The 19580-nt window shown below is 69.6% G+C and carries 7 protein-coding genes; 6 read left to right on the top strand and 1 reads right to left on the bottom strand.

All coding sequences use genetic code 11. The features are described from left to right. The first annotated feature begins 500 nt into the window (after positions 1–500). The 4 genes from EV374_RS10020 (at position 501) to EV374_RS10035 (ending at position 15058) form a co-directional block, all read left to right on the top strand. The gene (locus EV374_RS10020) at positions 501–3626 is read left to right on the top strand and encodes a DNRLRE domain-containing protein (protein ID WP_486485663.1); all 3126 of its coding nucleotides are present in this window, start codon (positions 501–503) and stop codon (positions 3624–3626) included. Positions 3627–3739: 113 nt separating this feature from the next. Beyond that, complete coding sequence (locus tag EV374_RS10025; protein WP_486485683.1) at positions 3740–7207, top strand: LamG domain-containing protein; 3468 nt, start codon at positions 3740–3742, stop codon at positions 7205–7207. 89 nt (positions 7208–7296) lie between these two features. Then, positions 7297–14088, top strand: a complete 6792-nt coding sequence (locus tag EV374_RS10030) for a polymorphic toxin-type HINT domain-containing protein (RefSeq protein WP_486485664.1) — start codon at positions 7297–7299, stop codon at positions 14086–14088. A gap of 649 nt (positions 14089–14737) precedes the next feature. Continuing rightward, the gene (locus EV374_RS10035) at positions 14738–15058 is read left to right on the top strand and encodes a hypothetical protein (RefSeq protein WP_132233834.1); all 321 of its coding nucleotides are present in this window, start codon (positions 14738–14740) and stop codon (positions 15056–15058) included. A 33-nt stretch (positions 15059–15091) separates the two neighbouring features. Here the strand turns inward: EV374_RS10035 and EV374_RS10040 are convergent, their stop codons facing one another. Continuing rightward, entirely contained in the window at positions 15092–16234 is a 1143-nt protein-coding gene (locus tag EV374_RS10040; RefSeq protein ID WP_132233836.1) for a glycoside hydrolase family 12 protein, read from the bottom strand. A gap of 302 nt (positions 16235–16536) precedes the next feature. Between EV374_RS10040 and EV374_RS10045 the strand changes: the two genes are divergently transcribed. Together EV374_RS10045 and ctaD are read left to right on the top strand one after the other, a co-directional pair. Continuing rightward, on the top strand, positions 16537–17646 hold the full coding sequence (locus tag EV374_RS10045; protein ID WP_132233838.1) for an FAD-dependent monooxygenase: 1110 nt from the start codon (positions 16537–16539) through the stop codon (positions 17644–17646). A gap of 157 nt (positions 17647–17803) precedes the next feature. Continuing rightward, complete coding sequence (gene ctaD / locus EV374_RS10050; protein ID WP_132233840.1) at positions 17804–19564, top strand: aa3-type cytochrome oxidase subunit I; 1761 nt, start codon at positions 17804–17806, stop codon at positions 19562–19564. Positions 19565–19580: the final 16 nt, after the last annotated feature.

Raw genomic sequence — 19580 nt, forward strand, 5'->3', positions numbered from 1 at the left:
CAGGCACCCGTGCGGCTCGCGCGGGGGGCCGATCGGGGGTCGATAGGGGGCCGGTCGGGGGTGGTCGACTTTCGAAGCGACGGTCACCTTCGGTTAAATAGAAGGAAATCGAAAAGGGTTGGTCGCACTGTCCGCAGTGGTGCCCGGCCATTGCGAATCCTGACTGGCCAATCAGTCGGCCATTGAGGCGCAAGCTGCTGGTTTCCGTACATTCATCGGCCCTGCGCCGGCGCAGGCGGCGCAGGGCCCGCGATGCGCGTGGGTCCGGGAAGTTCCACGCCGGACCGGCTGGCCCTGAATCGCGGTCGCTCAGCGTGGTGATGCATCGAGGAGATGTCCGCTTCGCCAGCATGCGTCCTGACAGTTTGTGACCAGGCTTGTGCTCTCTGCCATGTGGTTCATAGAGTCCCGGCTCGCACAGATGAATACACGGGGGAGGGTTCGTGGACCGTCGGATGACGGCCACCGTTCGTTCATGCCTTGCGGCAGGCGTCGCGGTCATGACAGCGGTCGCGTTGTTTGGTATCTCCGGAGAGCCGGCGGAGCTTCTCGCCGCCGGCCCGGACGGCGTGACAGGTGGCGTTCAGGACAAATCGGATGAGGCGGTGTCCCTGCGCACGGCACGCGAGAGCGGTAGGCCGGTGCAGGTCAAGAGCCTCACCTCGGAGACGGCGGAGGTCTTCGCGCTGCCGGACGGGCAGTTCCGGGCGGAGGTCGCCGCCGGGATACAGCGGTTCAAGCGGGACGGCGGATGGGTGTCCGTCGACCTCACCCTCAAGGCGGCTGCCGACGGCTCGGTCGCGCCCGTCGCGCACCCCAACGACCTGAAGATCTCGGGGCCGGCCGGAGCCGGCGAGCACGAACTGGCCGCCGTCGGGACCGGCGACGACCGGGTCGCGATGGGCTGGTCGGGGGCGTTGCCCACGCCGGTGCTGACCGGCAACCGGGCCACCTACGTGGACGCCCGGCCGGGCGTGGACCTGGTCGTCGAGGCCACCCGGCTCGGCTTCGAGCAGTTCCTCGTCGTCAAGACGCGGTCCGCCGTCGCCCAGGTCGAGCGGATCAGCTTCCCGTTCACCGGCCCCGGCGTGGCGTCGTCGGCGCGGGGTGCGGACGGCGCGGTGACCCTGACCGGCCGTTCCGGAAAGCAGACCGCCCGGATCCCGGCCCCGTTGATGTGGGACGCGAAGAAGACCATCACCGGTGCTCCGGCCCAGCGCAGGCCGGTGCGTACCGACCTCGCCCGGCGCGGTGGCGGTGTCGAACTCACGCTCACGCCGGACGCCCGCTGGCTGACCAGCAAGACCACCACCTTCCCGGTGACCATCGACCCGACGGTCAACCCGCTGACCACCACGTTCGACACGTACGTCCGGCAGACGGTGACCACCGACCAGAACCAGGAACCGGACCTGCAGATCGGGCTGCTGGCGACCACGCCGGCCACGCTGACCCGCTCGTTCCTCACCTGGGACACCACGGTCCTCGCCGGGAAGCAGATCACCGCCGCCACCGTGTCGTTCTTCAACTTCTGGTCGCACACCTGCACGCCCACGTCCTGGGAGATCTGGTCCACCGGCGCGTCGACCTACACCACGACGTTCACCAACCAGCCGTCCTGGGACCACTTCGAGGCGACGTCGACCGCCACGCACGGCTCGACCAGCTGCGCCGACGCGTGGGCGAACATCGACGGCAAGAGCTTCTTCCAGCGCGCGGCCAGCGCGAACAAGACCCGCGCCGGCATGGGTGTCCGGGCCACCGACGAGACGGTCCCCGCCGGGTTCAAGCAGTTCCGGTCCCGGGAGGGCGCCGCGGCGACTGAGGACCCGAAGGCGTCGGTCACGTACAACTCCTGGCCGACCGTCACCTCCCGGGCCACCGTCCCGGCCACCAGCTGCGCGACCGGCTCGGCCCGCCCGCAGGTCAACACCCTGACCCCACAGCTCAAGGCGACCGTCGCCGACGCCGACAACACCGCGATGACGGTCACCTTCGAGTGGTGGGCGATGAACGCCGACGTTCCGATCGGCTCCGCCACCTTCAGCAACGTCGCCACCGGTGCCACCGCCGCGACGACCGTCCCGGCGGGTGCCTTCGTCGACGGCGGCATCTACCGCTGGCGGGTCAAGGCCGCCGACGGCGTCGCCGGCAGTGACGTCTGGTCCTCGTTCTGCGAAATGCAGGTGTACACCACCGCCGCCCCCGTCACCGGCTGCACCGGCGGCACCGACAGTGACTTCAACGGCGACGGCGTCACCGACATCGCGGTCGCCGACCCGGAAGCCATGGTGGGCGGTGCCGTCCGCGCCGGCCGGATCCACGTGACGTACGGCGGCAGCGCGACCGTGCACAGCCTGCACGAGGGCGCCGCCAAGGTGCCGGGCTCGGCCGAGGCGGGCGACCGGTTCGGCATGTCCATCTCCGCCTACGACGCCAACAACGACGGGTGTACGGACCTCGCGGTCGGCGTGCCGTTCCAGAACATCAGCGGCCAGCCCTATGCCGGTGCCGTCTACGTGCTGTTGGGCTCACCGGCGGGCCTGGCGCAGGGACCGACGTCGCTGGTCTACCACCAGGACTCCACGAACGTCCCGGACGCGGCCGAGGCGAACGACTGGTTCGGCCAGGCCGTGGCCGGCAGCCGGACCGCGAAGGGCGAGCCCTACCTCGTCATCGGCGCGCCGGGTGAGTCGCTGACCGGCGGCGCGCTGGCCGGAATGGTCCATTACCTCCGCGGCAACCTCAACCTGGCCCTCAGCCAGGGCAACGGCCTGGAGGGCGTGGCGGAGATCGACGACCGCGTCGGGTATTCGGTGGCCGCCTCGAAACACCACTGGGCGGTCGGGGCGCCGGGCGAGTCGATCGGCACGGAGACCTTCGCCGGCTCGGTGAACGTCCTCAGCCACACCCTGACCAACGGGATGCCGACGGTCGCCGCCGGGCTGGTGCAGAACTCCGCGAGCATCTCCGACCAGTCCGAGGCCGACGACAACTTCGGCAAGTCGATCAGCATCGCCCCGTACCGGCCGGCCGGCACCCCCGCCACCCAGGCGGACTCGCTGGTGGTCGTCGGCGCGCCCGGCGAGGACCTCACCGTCGCGGGAACCAGCACGCCCGCGTCGGACATCGGGATGGTGCACCGCTTCCACGTCACCGCCGCGAACACGTTCAGCGAGCTGCCCGCCATCACCCTCGCCACCGAGGACGGCGACTACCTGGGGGAGAAGGTGCTGGTGGTGAACACCGCGCCGGGCAGCGAGGGCAGCAACTCGACGATGTTCATCGCGGTCGGTGCTCCCGGCGAGGACGCCGAGACCTCGACGGCCGACTCCGGCCGGGTACGGATCTTCCCCGCCCTGGCCAACCCGATCGGTACCCCGACGACCCTGGAACGCGGTGGCGGGAGCTTGCCGGGCTCCGTACGGGCGCAGGAACTCGTCGGCACCTCGCTCGGCGCGACCGCGCAGCGCCTGTACGTCGGCACGCCCTACGGCCTCGACGCGGTGTACGGCTTCACCTGGGCCGACCTCGCCGCCGGCAACCGCGTTCCGAGCATCACCCTGCAACCAGGCCAGGGTGGCCTGCCCACCGGCCAGAGCACGTTCGGGGTGGCGGTCAGCTGATGACGCACATGGATTCGCACAGCTCAACGGGGGAGGACCTGAGGGTGGCCAGTCGTAGGAGAAAGCGGGGTCGGCTCCTCACGCTCGGCCTCACGCTCGGCCTGGCCGGGCTGATGTCCGCCGGGGCGTTCGTCGGGCCGCAGCAGCCGGCACCGCCGGTGGTGCCCGCCGCCGCGCTTGAGCAGGACCCCATCCGGGACACCGAGGCCGAGGCGCTGGTCGCGGCCAAGGCGCTCAACCAACCGGTCGAGGTGCTGTCGCATCGCACGGAGTACCGCGACGTCTTCGCGCAGCCCGACGGTACGTTGATCGCCAACGACCACGCCCAAGCGGTCCGGGTCACCCAGGGCGACGCCTGGGTACCCGCCGACTCGACGCTGATGGTCCTGCCCAACGGCGCCTACGGGCCAACCGCCGCGCTGCTCGGGATGGAGCTGTCCCAGGGCGGCACCGCGCCGCTCATGGTGGCGTCGCGCGACCAGAAGAGCATGACGCTGACCTGGCCGCACGGGCCGCTGCCCGCCCCGCTGGTCGGGGGCAGCCAGGCGACCTACCCGAACGTGTTCCCGGACGTCGATCTGGTGGCGACCGTGACCGTCGAGGGCTTCTCGCACGTGCTCGTGGTCAAGACGCCCGAGGCGGCCAACCTGCCGGAACTGCAGAACCTCCAGCTCGGCGTCACCGCAGCCGGCCTGACCATTCAGGAGACCGGGGACGGCGGCGTGGTGGCGCTGGACCCGGCCACCGGCAACCCGGTCCTCGAGGCCGACGCCCCGACCATGTGGGACAGCGGGACGCCGGACGGCGAGGGCATCGCCGCCCGGTCGTCGTCCATCGACACCGATCCGGGTGCGGCTTCGGTGCAGGGCCCGGGCGACACGTCCGAGGTGGCCCAGGTCGGTCTCGACTACGCCGACAACACCCTGACGCTCACGCCGAACCGCGCCATGCTCACCGACCCGGAGGCGTCCTTCCCGCTGTACATCGACCCGGTGTGGCAGAGCAGCACCAACAGCGGCTGGGCGATGGTCGACAGCGGGTACCCCAGCGAGGAGTACTGGAAGTTCGACGGCAAGCGGCACGAGCGGATCGGGCTCTGCCCCAGCTCGTGCAACAACTCGAAGGTCAAGCGGCTGTTCTACCGGCTCGCCACGCCGTACTCCGGAAAGACGATCCTGAGCGCCGAGTTCCGGGTGACGATGCAGCACGCCTGGAACTCGACCGCCCGGGCCGCCTCGCTCTACCTCATGCCCCTCTCGTCCAGCATCGGAACCTCGACGAACTGGGGCAACCAGCCGGGGGGTTCCGGCTGGAGCGGCGCGACCCTGCTCGCGACCGCCTCCCCCTCCAGCGTCCAGTCGTCGTGCACCTCGACAAACCAGAACGCGAGCTGGAACGCGAAGAGGGCGGTGGAGATCGCCGCGGAGGAGAACAAGGGCTCCGTGGTCCTCGGCCTGCGGGCGACGAACGAGAGCGACTACACGCACAGCAAGCGGTTCTGCGACAACGGCCTCCTCTCGGTCCGCTACAACCGGTCGCCGCTCATCCCGAACCTCAACGAGCTGACCATGTCGCCCGGCGGGCAGTGTGCCTACGGGGCGAACGCGCCGTACGTGGACGTGCCGCCGAGGCTCAACGCGGTGCTGCGGGACCCGGACCACTCCTCGGCGCACACGGAGCAGGTCAAGGGCGAGTTCCGGGTCACCTGGACACCGCCCGGTGGTACGACGCAGACACGCACGTACGTGACGCCCCTGAAGGCCAGCGGATCGGTCTTCTCCTACACCGTGCCGAGCGACATCCCGCAGAACGTGCTCATCTCCTGGGACGTCCGGGGCAGCGACAACACCAAGGCCGGGCCGTGGAGCAGTGACGGCACCCGCGACGTCTGCCAGTTCTGGTACGACACGACCAGTCCCAGCGCCCCGGACGTCGACTCCGCCGTCTACCTGCCGCAGGACGCGGCGGACAACGGCACGACGGGGGCGTCGAACTGCATCGAGAGCGACGAGTGGCTGGGTTCGATCGGTGTGCCCGCCAGCTTCACCTTCGATTCCGCCGCCACGGACGTCGTGGCGTACCGCTACGGGTTCAACACCAACCCGATGCCGACGAACGTGCTGCACCCTGCCACCGACGGCGGCCCGGTCACGCTCAACAACTGGTACCCGGACAAGGAGGGTCCTCGGACGATCAACGTCCAGGCCGTCGACCGGGCCGGCCGGTCGAGCACCATCGCCTCCTGCACGTTCCGGGTGGGCAAGCGCCCGCCGACGTCGCAGTGGTCCCTGGGCGAGGTCGCGGGCCAGGACGAGGCGAACGACGGCCTCGGCGAGAACGACGCCGCCGTCGGCAGCGGCATCACCTTCGGCGCGGAGGGCCCGGGCGGCCCGTCCGACACGGCGGCCCGCTTCGACGGCACGGCGAACGCCTACCTGACCACCGCCAAGCAGGTGCTGACGGACACGTCGACGAGCTTCGCGATCACCGGTTGGTTCAAGGTCGACGACCCCACCCGGAGGCAGGTGGCGATCAGCCAGGACGGCACCGGTGAGCCGGGCCCGACGCTGGGCATCGACGAGGGCGCCTGGTACTTCCGGATGCCGGTCAACGACGTCGTCACGCTGGGCCGGTGGCAGGTGATCGGGGGCCCGGCCACGACGGGCTGGACGTACGTCGCGGCCATCTTCGACGGCACCAAGAAGGAGATGTCGCTCCAGGTGGGCACCGCCGCCCCGGTCGTCGCCCAACGTCGGTCGTTGACCAAGGCGCGTGGCCCGCTGCAGATCGGGCGCACCCTGACCAAGGGTGGCTACTTCGACAACTGGCAGGGGTCGATGGCGGACGTCTCGGTCTTCGACCGGCTGGTCCTCCCGGCCGAGGTCACCGGTCTGAAGAAGACGGCGCCGAACCGCAAGGCGTACTGGCGGTTGAACGCCGAGACCAGCAAGGTGAGCCCCGAGGAGAAGGGTGGTGCGGGCGTCACGCTGGGACCGGCGGCGACGATCTACCGCCACCCGGTGCTCTCCCTGCTCGGCGGCGGCCACCTGGCGCTCAACGGTCAGCCGGAGAGCTACGCGAGCACGCCGACGAACGCCGACATGGCGGGCAGCTTCTCGATCAGCGCCCGGGTCAAGCTGACCAGCAACTGCGCGGGTGCCCCGATGACCGTCTTCTCGCAGAAGGGCAGCCAGGGCAGCTCGGTGATCGTGCGCTGCAACGACCAGGGCTCGTGGGAGTTGGCCATGGCCGAGAGCGACGTGGCGGCCCCCGAGTGGACGACGAGGAGCGCCGGTGAGGCACCGAAGCTCATCGGCAAGGGCGATCACCTCACCCTCGTCTACAACGGCTACATCCGCGAGATGGCCCTGTACGTCAACGGAACCTTCAGCCAGGCGATCGAGCTCAAGTCGCCCTTCGCCGCCACCGGCGGGGTGCAGCTGGGCCGGGCCTTCATCGCCGGCGCCTTCGACGAGCACCTGTCCGGCGCGATCGACGACGTCCGCGTCTACGACGGGGTGACCGACCCGGTGCTGATCCAGAAGCTCAACGTCTCGGTACGCGAGCAACCGACGCTGTGACGCGGCAGGCGGTGGGTCCGTCCGTACCGATCGGGCCCACCGCCTCGCGCCGCGGTCTCCCTTTCTTCATCCCGACCCCTGGAGGGGCGATGTCCTCCCGACCTCCGGTCCGCTCCGGCGTGTTCAACCGCCGGTTCACGAGACCGATCTCCTGGGCCATGGCCGGCGTGATGGGGGCGAGCCTCATCCAGCTCGCCACCAACCCCGCCTCGGCCGAGCCGAAGTCGAACCGCCCGTCGACGTCAGACTCGTCGAAGGTGCTTCCGAAGCGGGATCCGCTGCCGGTGAAGCCCCGCAAGAGCAACCCGGTGTTGGCCGCCGCGACCGCCGAGCCGGCGAAGGTCTCCTGGCCCGCGGCCGGTGCCGCGGATGTCTCCGTACCGTCGCCCTCGACCGCCCGATCGGCCGCCTCGACCGCGACCGCCAAGATCGGCGGCCTGCCGGTCTCGGTGTCCGCCGTGCCGACCGAGGCGAAGGCGTCCCCCGGTGGGACCAGCCCAGCGGCAACCGACGACCCGGGGCCGGCCACCGACCCGGCTCCGGGCAAGGTCCGGGTCGAGGTGCTCGCACGCGAGGTCTCGCAGCGGGCGAAGGTGGACGGCCCGGTCGTGCGGCTGACCCGCAACGACGGGCGCTCCGCCGCCGGAAAGGTCCGCCTCGGCCTCGGCTACGAGGGAATCGCCAGCGCCTACGGCGGCGACTTCGGCGCCCGGCTGCGGCTGGTGCGGTTGCCCGAGTGCGCCCTGACCACCCCGCACCGGGCGGACTGTGCCGGCGTGCCGGTACCGACGACCAACGACGGCGAGTCGAAGACGGTGTCCGCCGAGGCGAGCACCGGCGCGCTGTTCGCCATGACCGCGACGGACGCCTCGTCGCAGGGCGACTACGGCGCCACCAATCTCTCCCCGTCGTCGAAGTGGTCGGTGGCCCCGTCCACGGGCGGCTTCTCCTGGAGCTACCCGCTGCGGACCCCGCCGGTGCCCGGGGGCAACGCTCCCGGCATCACCCTCGGGTACTCGTCCCAGTCGATCGACGGTCGGACCGCCGCCACGAACAACCAGGGCTCGTGGATCGGAGAGGGCTTCAACTACGAGCCGGGCCACATCGAACGCCGGTACAAGCCGTGCGCGGAGGACGGGCACGACCAGTACGCCGACCAGTGCTGGGCGTTCGACAACGCGACCATCCTGCTCAACGGCAGGTCGACGGAGCTGGTCAAGAGCGGCAGCACCTGGCGGTTCGCGACGGACGACGGCTCCAAGGTCGAGCGCCTCTCCGGTGCGGTGAACGGCGACAACGACGGTGAGTACTGGCGGGTCACCACCACCAACGGCACCGAGTACTACTTCGGCATGAACCGGCTCCCCGGCTGGACCTCCGGCAAGGAGGAGACCAAGTCGGCCTGGACCCTGCCGATCTACGGCGACGACTCGGGCGAGCCGTGCCACAACGCGACCTTCACCTCGGCGTACTGCGACCAGGCGTGGCGGTGGAGCCTCGACTACGTCAAGGACCGCTACGGCAACGTCACCTCGTACTACTACAACCAGGAGATCAACCACTACGCGCGCGGCAAGAAGACCGACGTCAACGGCGTGCCGTACGTGCGGGGCGGCTGGCTGAAGCGCGTCGACTACGGTCAGCGCCACAACGCCGTCTACACCACGAACGCCCCGGCCCGGGTCGTGTTCGCCACCAAGGAGCGGTGCCTGCCCAGCGGCAGCGTCGACTGCGACCCGCAGGACCTGACCGCCGCCACCGCCCCGCACTGGCCGGACGTGCCGTTCGACCGCAACTGCGCCGCGAACACCAAGTGCAAGCTCGACCAGCTCAGCCCGACGTTCTGGACCCGGGTACGCCTGACCGGCATCACCACCGAGATCCGCGAGGGCACCGGCTGGACGCCGGTGGACGCCTGGAAGCTCGACCACCTGTTCACCGACAACAGCGACGGCTCGCGGACCCTCTGGCTGCACAAGATCACCCACACGGGCAGCTACGGCCCGGGTGCGGACATCGCCATGCCGTCGGTCGAGCTGGGCCCCCTCCAGCTGCCCAACCGGATCGACCGCGACGGCGACTTCATCGCCCCGCTGGTCCGCGTCCGGCTCACCACGGTGTGGACCGACTCTGGCGGGCAGCTCGACGTCACCTATGCCGCGCCGGACTGCACGCAGACCACACTGCCCACGCCGGGCAACAGCACGCGCCGCTGCTTTCCGGTGAAGTGGAGTCCCCTCGGCAGCGGCGACCCGATTACCGACTGGTTCCACAAGTACGTGGTGGAAGAGGTCGTCGAGACCGACCGGACCGGTGGCGGGCCGGAGCCGGAAATGGTGACCCGGTACCAGTACCTGGGCGGGGCCGCCTGGCGGCACGCGGATCCCGACGGGATCTCCAAGCCCGAGGACCTGACCTGGAGCGACTGGCGCGGCTACGGCAACGTGGTCGTCACCGTCGGCGACGGCGAGACCCAGACGACGAAGACGACGTACCGCTATCTGCGGGGCATGCACGGCGACAAGGACCCGGACGGCGGCACCCGTACGGTCACCGTGGCCGACTCCACCGGCGGCACCCACACCGACCACCCCGAGTTCTCCGGGCACCAGCTGGAGAGCGTGGTGTACGACGGCGCCAACGCGGTCAGCAAGAGCATCGCGATCCCGTGGCGGCACAACACCGCGACCCAGACCTTCACCTGGGGCAGCAGGAAGGCCTGGTTCGTCAACACCACGACGGCGCGGAGCCTGGTCGCGCTGGCCGCCGGTGGTTGGCGCGAGACGAAGCAGACCTCGGTCTTCGAGACCAGCTTCGGCCGGGTGACCGAGACGGAGAACGAGGGCGACGTCGACGTCGCGGGCGACGAGTCGTGCAGCCGTACCACCTACGCCGACAACGCCACGGGCCACCTCTACAGCCTGGTCTCGCGGGTCGAGTCGGTGTCGGTGAAGTGCTCCGTCACCCCCGACCGCAGCAAGCAGGTCATCTCCGACACCCGGACGCTCTACGACGGCAACGCGTTCGGCGTCGCGCCGACGCTGGGCAACCCGACCCGCTCCGAGCGGCTGAAGAGCCACAACGGCACGACGGCGACGTACATCCGCGCGTCGGGAGGGACGTTCGACTCGTACGGGCGACCGCTGACGGCGGTCGACTCGCTCGGCAACCTCACGAAGACCGAGTACACCGACACGAACGGCCTGACCACCAAGGTCAAGCAGACCAGCCCGCTGCTGCACGTCACCACCACCGACTACGCCCCCGCCTGGGGCGTACCGGTGAGCCAGGTGGACCCGAACGGCCTGAAGAGCATCCTCGAGTACGACCCCCTGGGCCGGCTGTCGAAGGTCTGGCTGCCGGACCGGACCGGCGCCGCGGGGCTGGACCCGAGCATCCGCTACACCTACCTGGTCCGGACGGACAAGCCGGTAAGCATCAAGACCGAGAAGCGGCAGAACGACGGCTCCTACAGCGTCGAATACAAGCTGCACGACGGTCTGCTGCGTCCGCGGCAGGTCCAGTCGGAGGGCCCGGACGGTACCCGGACGGTCGCCGACACCTTCTACACCGCGACGGGCAACCTCGACAAGACGTACGCGACGTACACGGCAGCGGGCGCGCCCAGCGACCTGATCTACCCGGCGGTCAACGGCGACGTCAACGGCCAGACCCTCTTCGTCTACGACGGGGCGGGCCGGGTCACGGCGGAGATCTTCGCGGTCGCCGGCAACGAGAAGTGGCGTACGACGACCACCTACGGCGGTGACCGGGTGTCGGTCGACCCGCCGGCCGGCGGCACCCCCACCACGTCGATCACCAACGCCCTGGGGCAGACGACCGAGCTGCTCCAGTACAAGGGCACCGGCCCGACGGGGGCGTTCGACAAGACCGAGTACACCTACACGCACGCCGGCAAGCTGAAGACGGTCAAGGACCCGGCGGGCAACGTCTGGTCGCACGAGTACGACCAGCTCGGCCGCAGGACCAAGTCGATCGACCCGGACGCCGGCACCTCGACGACGGCGTACGACGACCTGGACCGCGTCGTCAGCACCACGAACGGCGTCAACCAGACGGTCAGCACCACGTACGACGCGATCGGCCGCAAGACCGCCGTCTACAAGGGGGCGGCCGACACCGGCACCCTCCTCAGCAGTTGGACGTACGACCTGGAGATGGTCGGCCACCTCTCGGCGACGAGCCGGTGGGTGGACGGCGCCGAGTACGCCACCTACTACTCGAACTACGACGAGTTCTACCGGCCGCACGCCACCCACATCCAGGTGCCCGACCACGCCGGTGCCGAACTCGCGGGCATGTACGCCTTCGGCGCGGAGTACAACCGGGACGGCACCGTCCAGTCGATGAGCATGTCGGACGGCGGCGGGCTGCCGTTCGAGACGATCGCCTACACCTACGACGGCCTGGAGCGGCTCACCGCGACGACGGGTGACGACGCCTACCTGACCGACATCTCATACGCCAGCACCGGCGAGGTCCTCCAGACCGAGGCGCAGGTGGGCACCGGGAAGGTGTGGTCGAACTACGAGTACGAGCAGGGCTCCAAGCGGCTCACCCGTCAGCAGTTGCGCCGCGAGTCGGCTTCGGTCAACGACATCGACGCCCGATACACCTACGACGCGTCCGGCAACATCCAGCGGATCGCGAACAACCCGTCCGGCACGCAGGACACGCAGTGCTTCACCTACGACTACCTGCGCCGCATGGACCGGGCGTGGACGTCGGCGAGCACCGCGACCGACCCCTGCGCCGGCGGCCCGTCGGTGACCGGCGTGGGCGGCGTCGCGCCGTACCACCACGCCTACACCTTCGACGTGACCGGCAACCGCAAGACCGAGGCGCAGTACGCGGCCAACGGCACCCCGCTCATCGAGCGCAGCTACACCTACCCGGCCGCCGGCCAGGCGCAGCCGCACACGCTGCGCCAGATGACGGAGACGACCCCGGCCGGCAACCGGCTGTACTCCTACGAGTACGACGCGGCCGGCAACACCACGAAGCGGACGAGGACCGGCGAGGACCAGACCCTGGTCTGGGACGCGGAGGGCAACCTCGAATCGGTCACCGACGCCGCCGGCAAGAAGACCAGCTTCACGTACGACGTCGACGGCTCCCGGATGCTGCGCAAGGAGCCGAACGCCACCACCCTCTACCTGCCGGGCATGGAGATCCGGCTGAACCACCAGACCCGGGTCACCGACGCCACCCGCTACTACGGCCTGCCGGGCGGGGCGACGCTGGTCCGCAAGACCGACGGCGTCCGCTACGTGGCGAACGACCACCACGGCACCGGCCAGGCGACGGTCGACGGAAGCGGTGCGATCACGCACCGGCGGACCACCCCGTTCGGTGAGAGCCGGGGCACGCCGCCGGCACCGGGCCAGTGGCCGACGGAGAAGGGCTTCGTCAACGGCAACATCGACTCGACAACGGGCCTGGTGAACATCGGGGCCCGCGAGTACGACACGATCGCCGGCCGGTTCATCTCGGTCGACCCGATCATCGACGTCAACGACCCGCAGCAGATGAACGGGTACGCGTACGCCAACAACAACCCGATCTCGTACTCGGACCCGGACGGTCTGAAGGCGTGCTCCGACGACGCCTGCGGCCCCGGCGCCGACTACGAGGACATGTACGGCAACTACCACAAGGTCAAGGGCCACAACGACGGCTGCGGTGGTTGCTCGGGCGCGTACGACCCGGACGAGCCGACGAAGAACGTCCACAACAACCCGCGGGCGTCGGCCGAGGAGCGGGCCGCGGCGGCCCGGGCGGCGGCGGAGAAGGAGCGGCAGCGCCGCATCGCCGAGGCCAAGGCGAGGATGCTCAACATCGCCAAGGCCCTGGGGAAGATCGCGATGGAGGAGCTGGGCATCACCGATGCCCTGGACTGCTTCCTCAAGGGCGACATGGACGGCTGCATAGCCACGGCGGTCAACGTGGTGACTTCAGCCTTCGGCGGGGCGCTCGGCAAGCTGGCCGCCAGGTACGGCGCGCCATGGAAGTGGGAGAAGGCCGCCGCGCTGGTCAGCCGCGTCAAGGGCCTGCTCGTCGATCTGGTCGACAAGGCGAAGGCATTCATCAGTTGCAAGAACAGCTTCGTGCCGGGCACGTTGGTGGTGATGGCCGACGGGTCGCGCAAGCCGATCGAGGACGTCAAGACCGGTGACGTCGTGCTGGTGACCGATCCGGTGACCGGCAGGACGACAGCCAAACCGGTGGTGGCGACCATCATCGGCCAGGGCACCAAACACCTGGTCGAGGTCACCATCGACCCCGACGGCGACGAGGGCGACGCCACAGGAACTGTCGTCGCCACTGGTAACCACCCGTTCTGGGTGCCCGAACTCCGTGAGTGGGTCGACGCCGCCGATCTGAAGACTGGTCAGTGGCTGCGCACCTCGGCCGGTACCTACGTGCAGATCAGCGCGATCCGGCAGTGGACGGAGCCGGCGCGGGTCCACAACCTCACTGTCGACGACATTCACACGTACTATGTGGTTGCCGGTGACCAGTCGGTCCTTGTGCACAACTCGACTTGTGCGGTGCACGGCGGCCCCACTGGCATTCCGAATCGTGACTTGCGTGAGCCTCAGCAGTGCACCTGTCCGGACGGGGCGCCCGGAACTGATGGGGCGCCGGGGCTTGACGAGGGCGCTCCCGAGGAGGCAAACCGGCGCATCACCTTCGCGGATGAGTTGCGCACGCAAGAAACCACCCGTACCTCGATCGCCCGCGGTATCAACGCCGAGATGAATGCGATCAAAAACGTCAAGGGTCAAACGGATCCAGTGGGCGGAGCTGTTATTCTCGTGCTCGGCGTCTGGGCCAAGTGGAAAAACAGGGGTCGCTAGGTGGCGTCGACATCGAGTACGATGACCCGGTCGTCGATCGAACGAGGATGTCATGGGTAGGTCGATCTGGCTGATGCTCGCTGTGCTCCTGTGCGGAGGGGCATTGGCGGGAGGTCTGCTACTTCTCAGACGAAGGCGCAGAGTCCGCGTCGAGGACGATCCTGAAGCTCGTAGGGAGGCTGCTCGACGTGCCATACGACAGATGTCGAGCGAGCGTCGTGGCAAAAAAGGCACCATTCGCGGCAAGGGTGGTGGCGGTAACGAGCGCACAGCACAGGATGCATCTTCGGGTACGGACTTCTCGGGAGGAATCTGATTCCGGTCCGTCGTGCGGGGCGCCCGAGTGGTGTTCCCGCCAAAGAGCTGACCGAATAGCACCTGTCTGAGTGCCTTGAATAATTAGATAAGCGGCAAGTGAAAGAGGGAGACGTGGCCGAGTCCACGTCTCCCTCTTTTTTTTCGAAAGCCCGCCGGGTTGGCCCGGACGGATAGACGCTAGAGATCACCCCACGGGTGCTGCTCGTGGGCGGGAGGGGTGGGCGTGCCGTCAGAGGGTTGGGAGTGGCTCAAGGATCAGCCTCCGAAGTGGGAGGCTCCCGACGATCTGCATGCTCCGACTGTCTCACCTGCGCTGAACCTCGGTGTCCAGGTGATCGGCAGCAACATCGCCGGTAACGACATCGTGGAGGTCACGGCGGAGTTCCTCGCGGCGGAGGCCCGGCTCGAGTTGTGGATGGGCCGCCTTGATCCGCCCCTGCCGCTACGTCGGCGGTTCGAGGTGGGGCGGGAGACCGGCGAGGCCGTCCGGACCACGTACGAGGCGTGGATCGACTTCCAGAAGGCGCACCGGGCGGCGGGCGGACGGGTGGCGATGGTCGGCCGGGAGAGATCGAGGCTGATCGCGGCCTTCCGGGAGGCGACCGCCGTGCTGAAACGTGCGGTGGACCGGGGAACGGGCGAGGGGGCGTGACCGGCGGCCGGTCACGCCCTCTCGATCACGCTGTCAGGACCGGGAGCAGGCCACGCCGTTGAGGGTGAAGCTGGTCGGCGAGGAGTACGCGCCGCTCAGCGTCCCCTGGTAGCCGAAGCTGGCCGTGCCGCCCGGGGCGAGCGAACCGTTCCAGCTGATGTTCCGCGCGGTCACCGCCGAACCGCTCTGGCTCACCGTGGCGTTCCACGAGCTGGTGATCTGCTGCCCGGCGGGCAGGTTGTAGGCCAGCGTCCAGCCGTTGATCGGGCTCGACCCGGTGTTGGTGATCTGCACGTCGGCGGTGAAGCCGTTGCTCCACGAGTTCGGCGTGTACTTCACCGCGCACCCGGCGCCGCCCGGCGGGGGAGTGCTCGGCGGGGGCGTGGTGGGCGGCGCGGTCGTGGGCGGCGGGTTGCCGCCACCGTTGACCGCCGCCGAGAACGAGGTCACCGCGAGGCCGGCGCCGCCCTGCCACGGCTCGAAGCCGGCCTGGATGCTGGTCAGGTACCAGGAGTTGGTGATCGCGCCCCGGTTGCGGGTGTCGTTGATGAACGCCAGCAGGTTGAGGTTCGCGCTGCTGATCGCCGACGGGGCCAGGTAGGAGATGACGTTGTTGGAGCCGTTGCTGCCGCGCCACACCTCCCAGCTCCGCCCGTCGATGGTGGCGGTGCCGACCGGCGAGCCGATGGGCTGGATCGGCCCCTGCCGGTTGAGCCAGATCATGATCTCCATCTGGTTCACCCCGTCGCGCTTCGGCGACGGGTCCAGCCAGATGTCGTACGAGGCGTTGTAGATCGCGTTGCTGACGTACCGGTAGGAGATGTTGCTGGTGGCGCTGCTGATCTGGCTGACCTGGATCGGCAGGTTGGTGCCGGGGGAGCAGTTGGTGTAGTGGCAGCCGAGGAAGATCGACGGGTACGCGGTCGGCGCGCCGTTGGTCGGGTTGCTGCCGTTCTGGGTGGTGATCTCGAAGCCGCTGCTGGTGACGTTGATGCACTGCTGGGCGGTGGTGCCCCAGCGGTTGTTCTGCACCACGTAGCGGCCCTGGATGGTGGTGGAGCCGTACTGCTCGCAGATCTGCGTGTCGGCGCTGGCGGTGCCGCCGAGGGCCACGGCGACGATCGAGCCGGCGGCGAGCAGCGCGGCTGCCGCGAGGGCCCGGAGTGGACGTTTCATGATGCTCCTTCGGCTTCGGCGCGGAACGCCGGACGGAGTCGGTCGGCGGGCGCGGGAGCGCTCCCACAACCCTTCGACACATTTACATCTCTGAAACCGCAGCGCAACGGGCCTGGGGTATTGGAGAGGTAAGTGAGGTTTGTCACGCCCGAGTCGCGCGGCGGCAGGTCGTCCTCCGAAGCGGGCGCGGCGGGCGCCGAGGAGTGTTTCGCCTGGGACGATTGACTCTGGTGTGTGCCGATTGCGCCGAGTAGTGTCTTGCCTCCAACGCGTGCCGAACCCCTCCGGAGGCGTACACCACCATGGGTGGCTCTCCCCTGCGCATCCTCGTCGTCGGCGCGGGCATCGCCGGTCTGGCCGTGGCCCGGGCGCTGCGGCTGGCGGGCTTCCGCCCCGACGTCACCGAGAGGCTGCCCCCGGGCGAGAACGCCGAGACCGGTCTCTACCTACCCGGCAACGCGGCCCGGGCGCTGTGCCGCCTCGACCTCGACGGGCCCGTACGCCCGCTCGGGCACGTCATCCACCGGCAGCGGTTCCTCGACGCGGCCGGGGCGCCGCTCTGCGAGGTGGACCTCGACGCGCTCTGGTCCGGGGTCGGCGAGTGCCGGGCGCTGCCCCGGACGGAACTGCACCGGGTGCTGCTCACCGGCGCGGGGGGCGCCGTGCGGCACGGCGCCGAGGTGCGCGCCGTCGACCTGCTGCCGCACTCCGTCGGCGTCACCTTCGTCGACGGCACCGCCGCCGAGTACGACCTCGTCGTCGGCGCCGACGGGCCGCGCTCCTCGATCCGGGCCCTGGCCGCGCTCGGCGGTCCGCCCCGACCTGCCGGCCAGGTCGTCTACCGCAGCGTGGTGCGCGACGGGCCCTCGGTCGCGGAGTGGACCGCCCTGCTCGGCCAGCGCGCCGGCTTCCTGGTCGTGCCGATCGGCGCCGGGCGGCTGCACTGCTACGCCGACGAGGCCGGCACCGTCGCGCCGGCCGACCCGACGGCCCGGCTGCGCGAGCTCTTCGGCGACTACGGCGGACCGGTGCCCGCCGTGCTGGAGGCGCTGGACCGGGTGCACGTCGCGGTCACCGAGGAGGTGGAGCTGGGCTGCTGGTCCCGGGGGCGGGTGCTGCTCGTCGGGGACGCCGCGCACGCCACCGCACCGACGCTGTCCCAGGGCGCGGCGATGGCGCTGGAGGACGCCGTGGTGCTCGCCGACTCCCTCCGCGCGGCCGGAGGCGACGTCGAGGCGGCCCTGGCGGCGTACGAGAGTCGTCGTCGCCCGCGTACGCGATGGGTGCGGGACCGGACCCGGGACCGCAACCGGACCCGGGACGTGCCGCCGGCGCTGCGCGACCCGCTGCTGCGCGGGCGCGGCGACCGGATCTTCGGCGAGCACTACCGGCTGCTGCTCGGCCCGCTGTAGCGGCCGGTGGCCGAGGGCCCGGTGCGCCGGGGTCGTGCAGGCTACCCGACCACCCCACGCGGCGTAGCCACCTGCCGGGGACTATCCTCCTTGCGGATGACGGCCCGCAGATAACCAGCGCGTGCCGAGCGGGACAACCCAGAACCGGAGGCCACTCGTGACCACCGTCGCACCCAAGCCGGTCGTGACCCGGCCCTGGCCGGTCCGAGCGCCGGTCAAGGGGTCGGCCATCGCGCGGCTGCTGCGTACCACGGACGCGAAGCAGATCGGGATCATGTACATGGTCACCGCGTTCGCGTTCTTCATGATCGGTGGCCTGATGGCCCTGATCATGCGGGCCGAGCTGGCCCGGCCCGGGCTGCAGTTCCTGTCGCCCGAGCAGTACAACCAGCTGTTCACCATGCACGGCACGATCATGCTGCTGTTCTTCGCGACGCCGATCGTGTTCGCCTTCGCGAACTACGTGGTGCCGCTGCAGATCGGCGCGCCCGACGTGGCATTCCCCCGGCTGAACAGCTTCGCCTACTGGCTGTTCCTCTTCGGCGGCACGATGACCATGGTCGGCTTCCTCACCCCGGGTGGCGCGGCCGACTTCGGCTGGACCGCCTACGCGCCGCTGAGCTCCGTCGAGCACTCGCCCGGCGTGGGCGCGAACCTGTGGGTCGTCGGCCTGGTCATCTCGGGTCTTGGCTCGATCCTCGGTGCGGTCAACGTGATCACCACGATCCTGACCCTGCGCGCGCCCGGCATGACGATGTTCCGGATGCCGATCTTCACCTGGAACATCCTGGTCACCGGCCTCCTGGTGATCCTGGTCTTCCCGCTGCTGGCCGCCGCGCTGATGGCGCTCGCCGCCGACCGGCTCCTGGGCGCCCACGTCTACGACCCCGCGACCGGCGGGCCGATGCTCTACCAGCACCTCTTCTGGTTCTTCGGCCACCCCGAGGTGTACATCATCGCGCTGCCGTTCTTCGGCATCATCTCGGAGATCATCCCGGTCTTCTCCCGTAAGCCGATCTTCGGCTACAAGGGCCTGGTCGCCGCGACCATCGCCATCGCCGGCCTCTCGATGAGCGTCTGGGCGCACCACATGTTCTCCACCGGCCAGGTGCTGCTGCCGTTCTTCAGCTTCCTGAGCTACCTGATCGCCGTGCCGACCGGTATGAAGTTCTTCAACTGGATCGGCACCATGTGGCGCGGCCAGATCAGCTTCGAGACGCCGATGCTCTTCTCGATCGGCTTCCTGGTCACCTTCCTCTTCGGTGGTCTCACCGGCGTGCTGCTGGCCAGCCCGCCGATCGACTTCCACCTGCACGACTCGTACTTCGTGGTGGCGCACTTCCACTACGTGCTCTTCGGCACGATCGTGTTCGCCGTCTTCGCCGGCATCTACTTCTGGTTCCCGAAGATGTTCGGCCGGATGCTCGACGAGCGGCTGGGCAAGGTGCACTTCTGGCTGACCATGATCGGCTTCCACACCACGTTCCTGGTGCAGCACTGGCTGGGCAACGAGGGCATGCCGCGCCGGTACGCCGACTACCTGCCCGGCGACGGCTTCACCACGCTGAACATGGTCTCCACCATCGGCGCGTTCATCACCGGCATCTCGACCCTGCCGTTCATCTGGAACTGCTGGAAGTCGTACAAGGCCGGCCCGGTGGTCGAGGTCGACGACCCGTGGGGTCACGGCAACTCGCTGGAGTGGGCGACCAGCTCCCCGCCCCCGCTGCGGAACTTCGACCGGATGCCGCGGATCCGCTCCGAGCGGCCGGCGTTCGACCTCAAGTTCCCGGAGCTGGCGGCCGGCGGCCAGAGCCTGGCCGGCCCGCCGGAGGGCGGCGCCAAGCCGCTGACCAGCGAGTCCGACGGCGGCGCCAGCTACCGCGAGGACACCGCGAGCGACGCCGACCGGCGCTGACGCTCCGCACCGCGCA

It is taken from the genome of Micromonospora sp. CNZ303 (assembly GCF_004345505.1).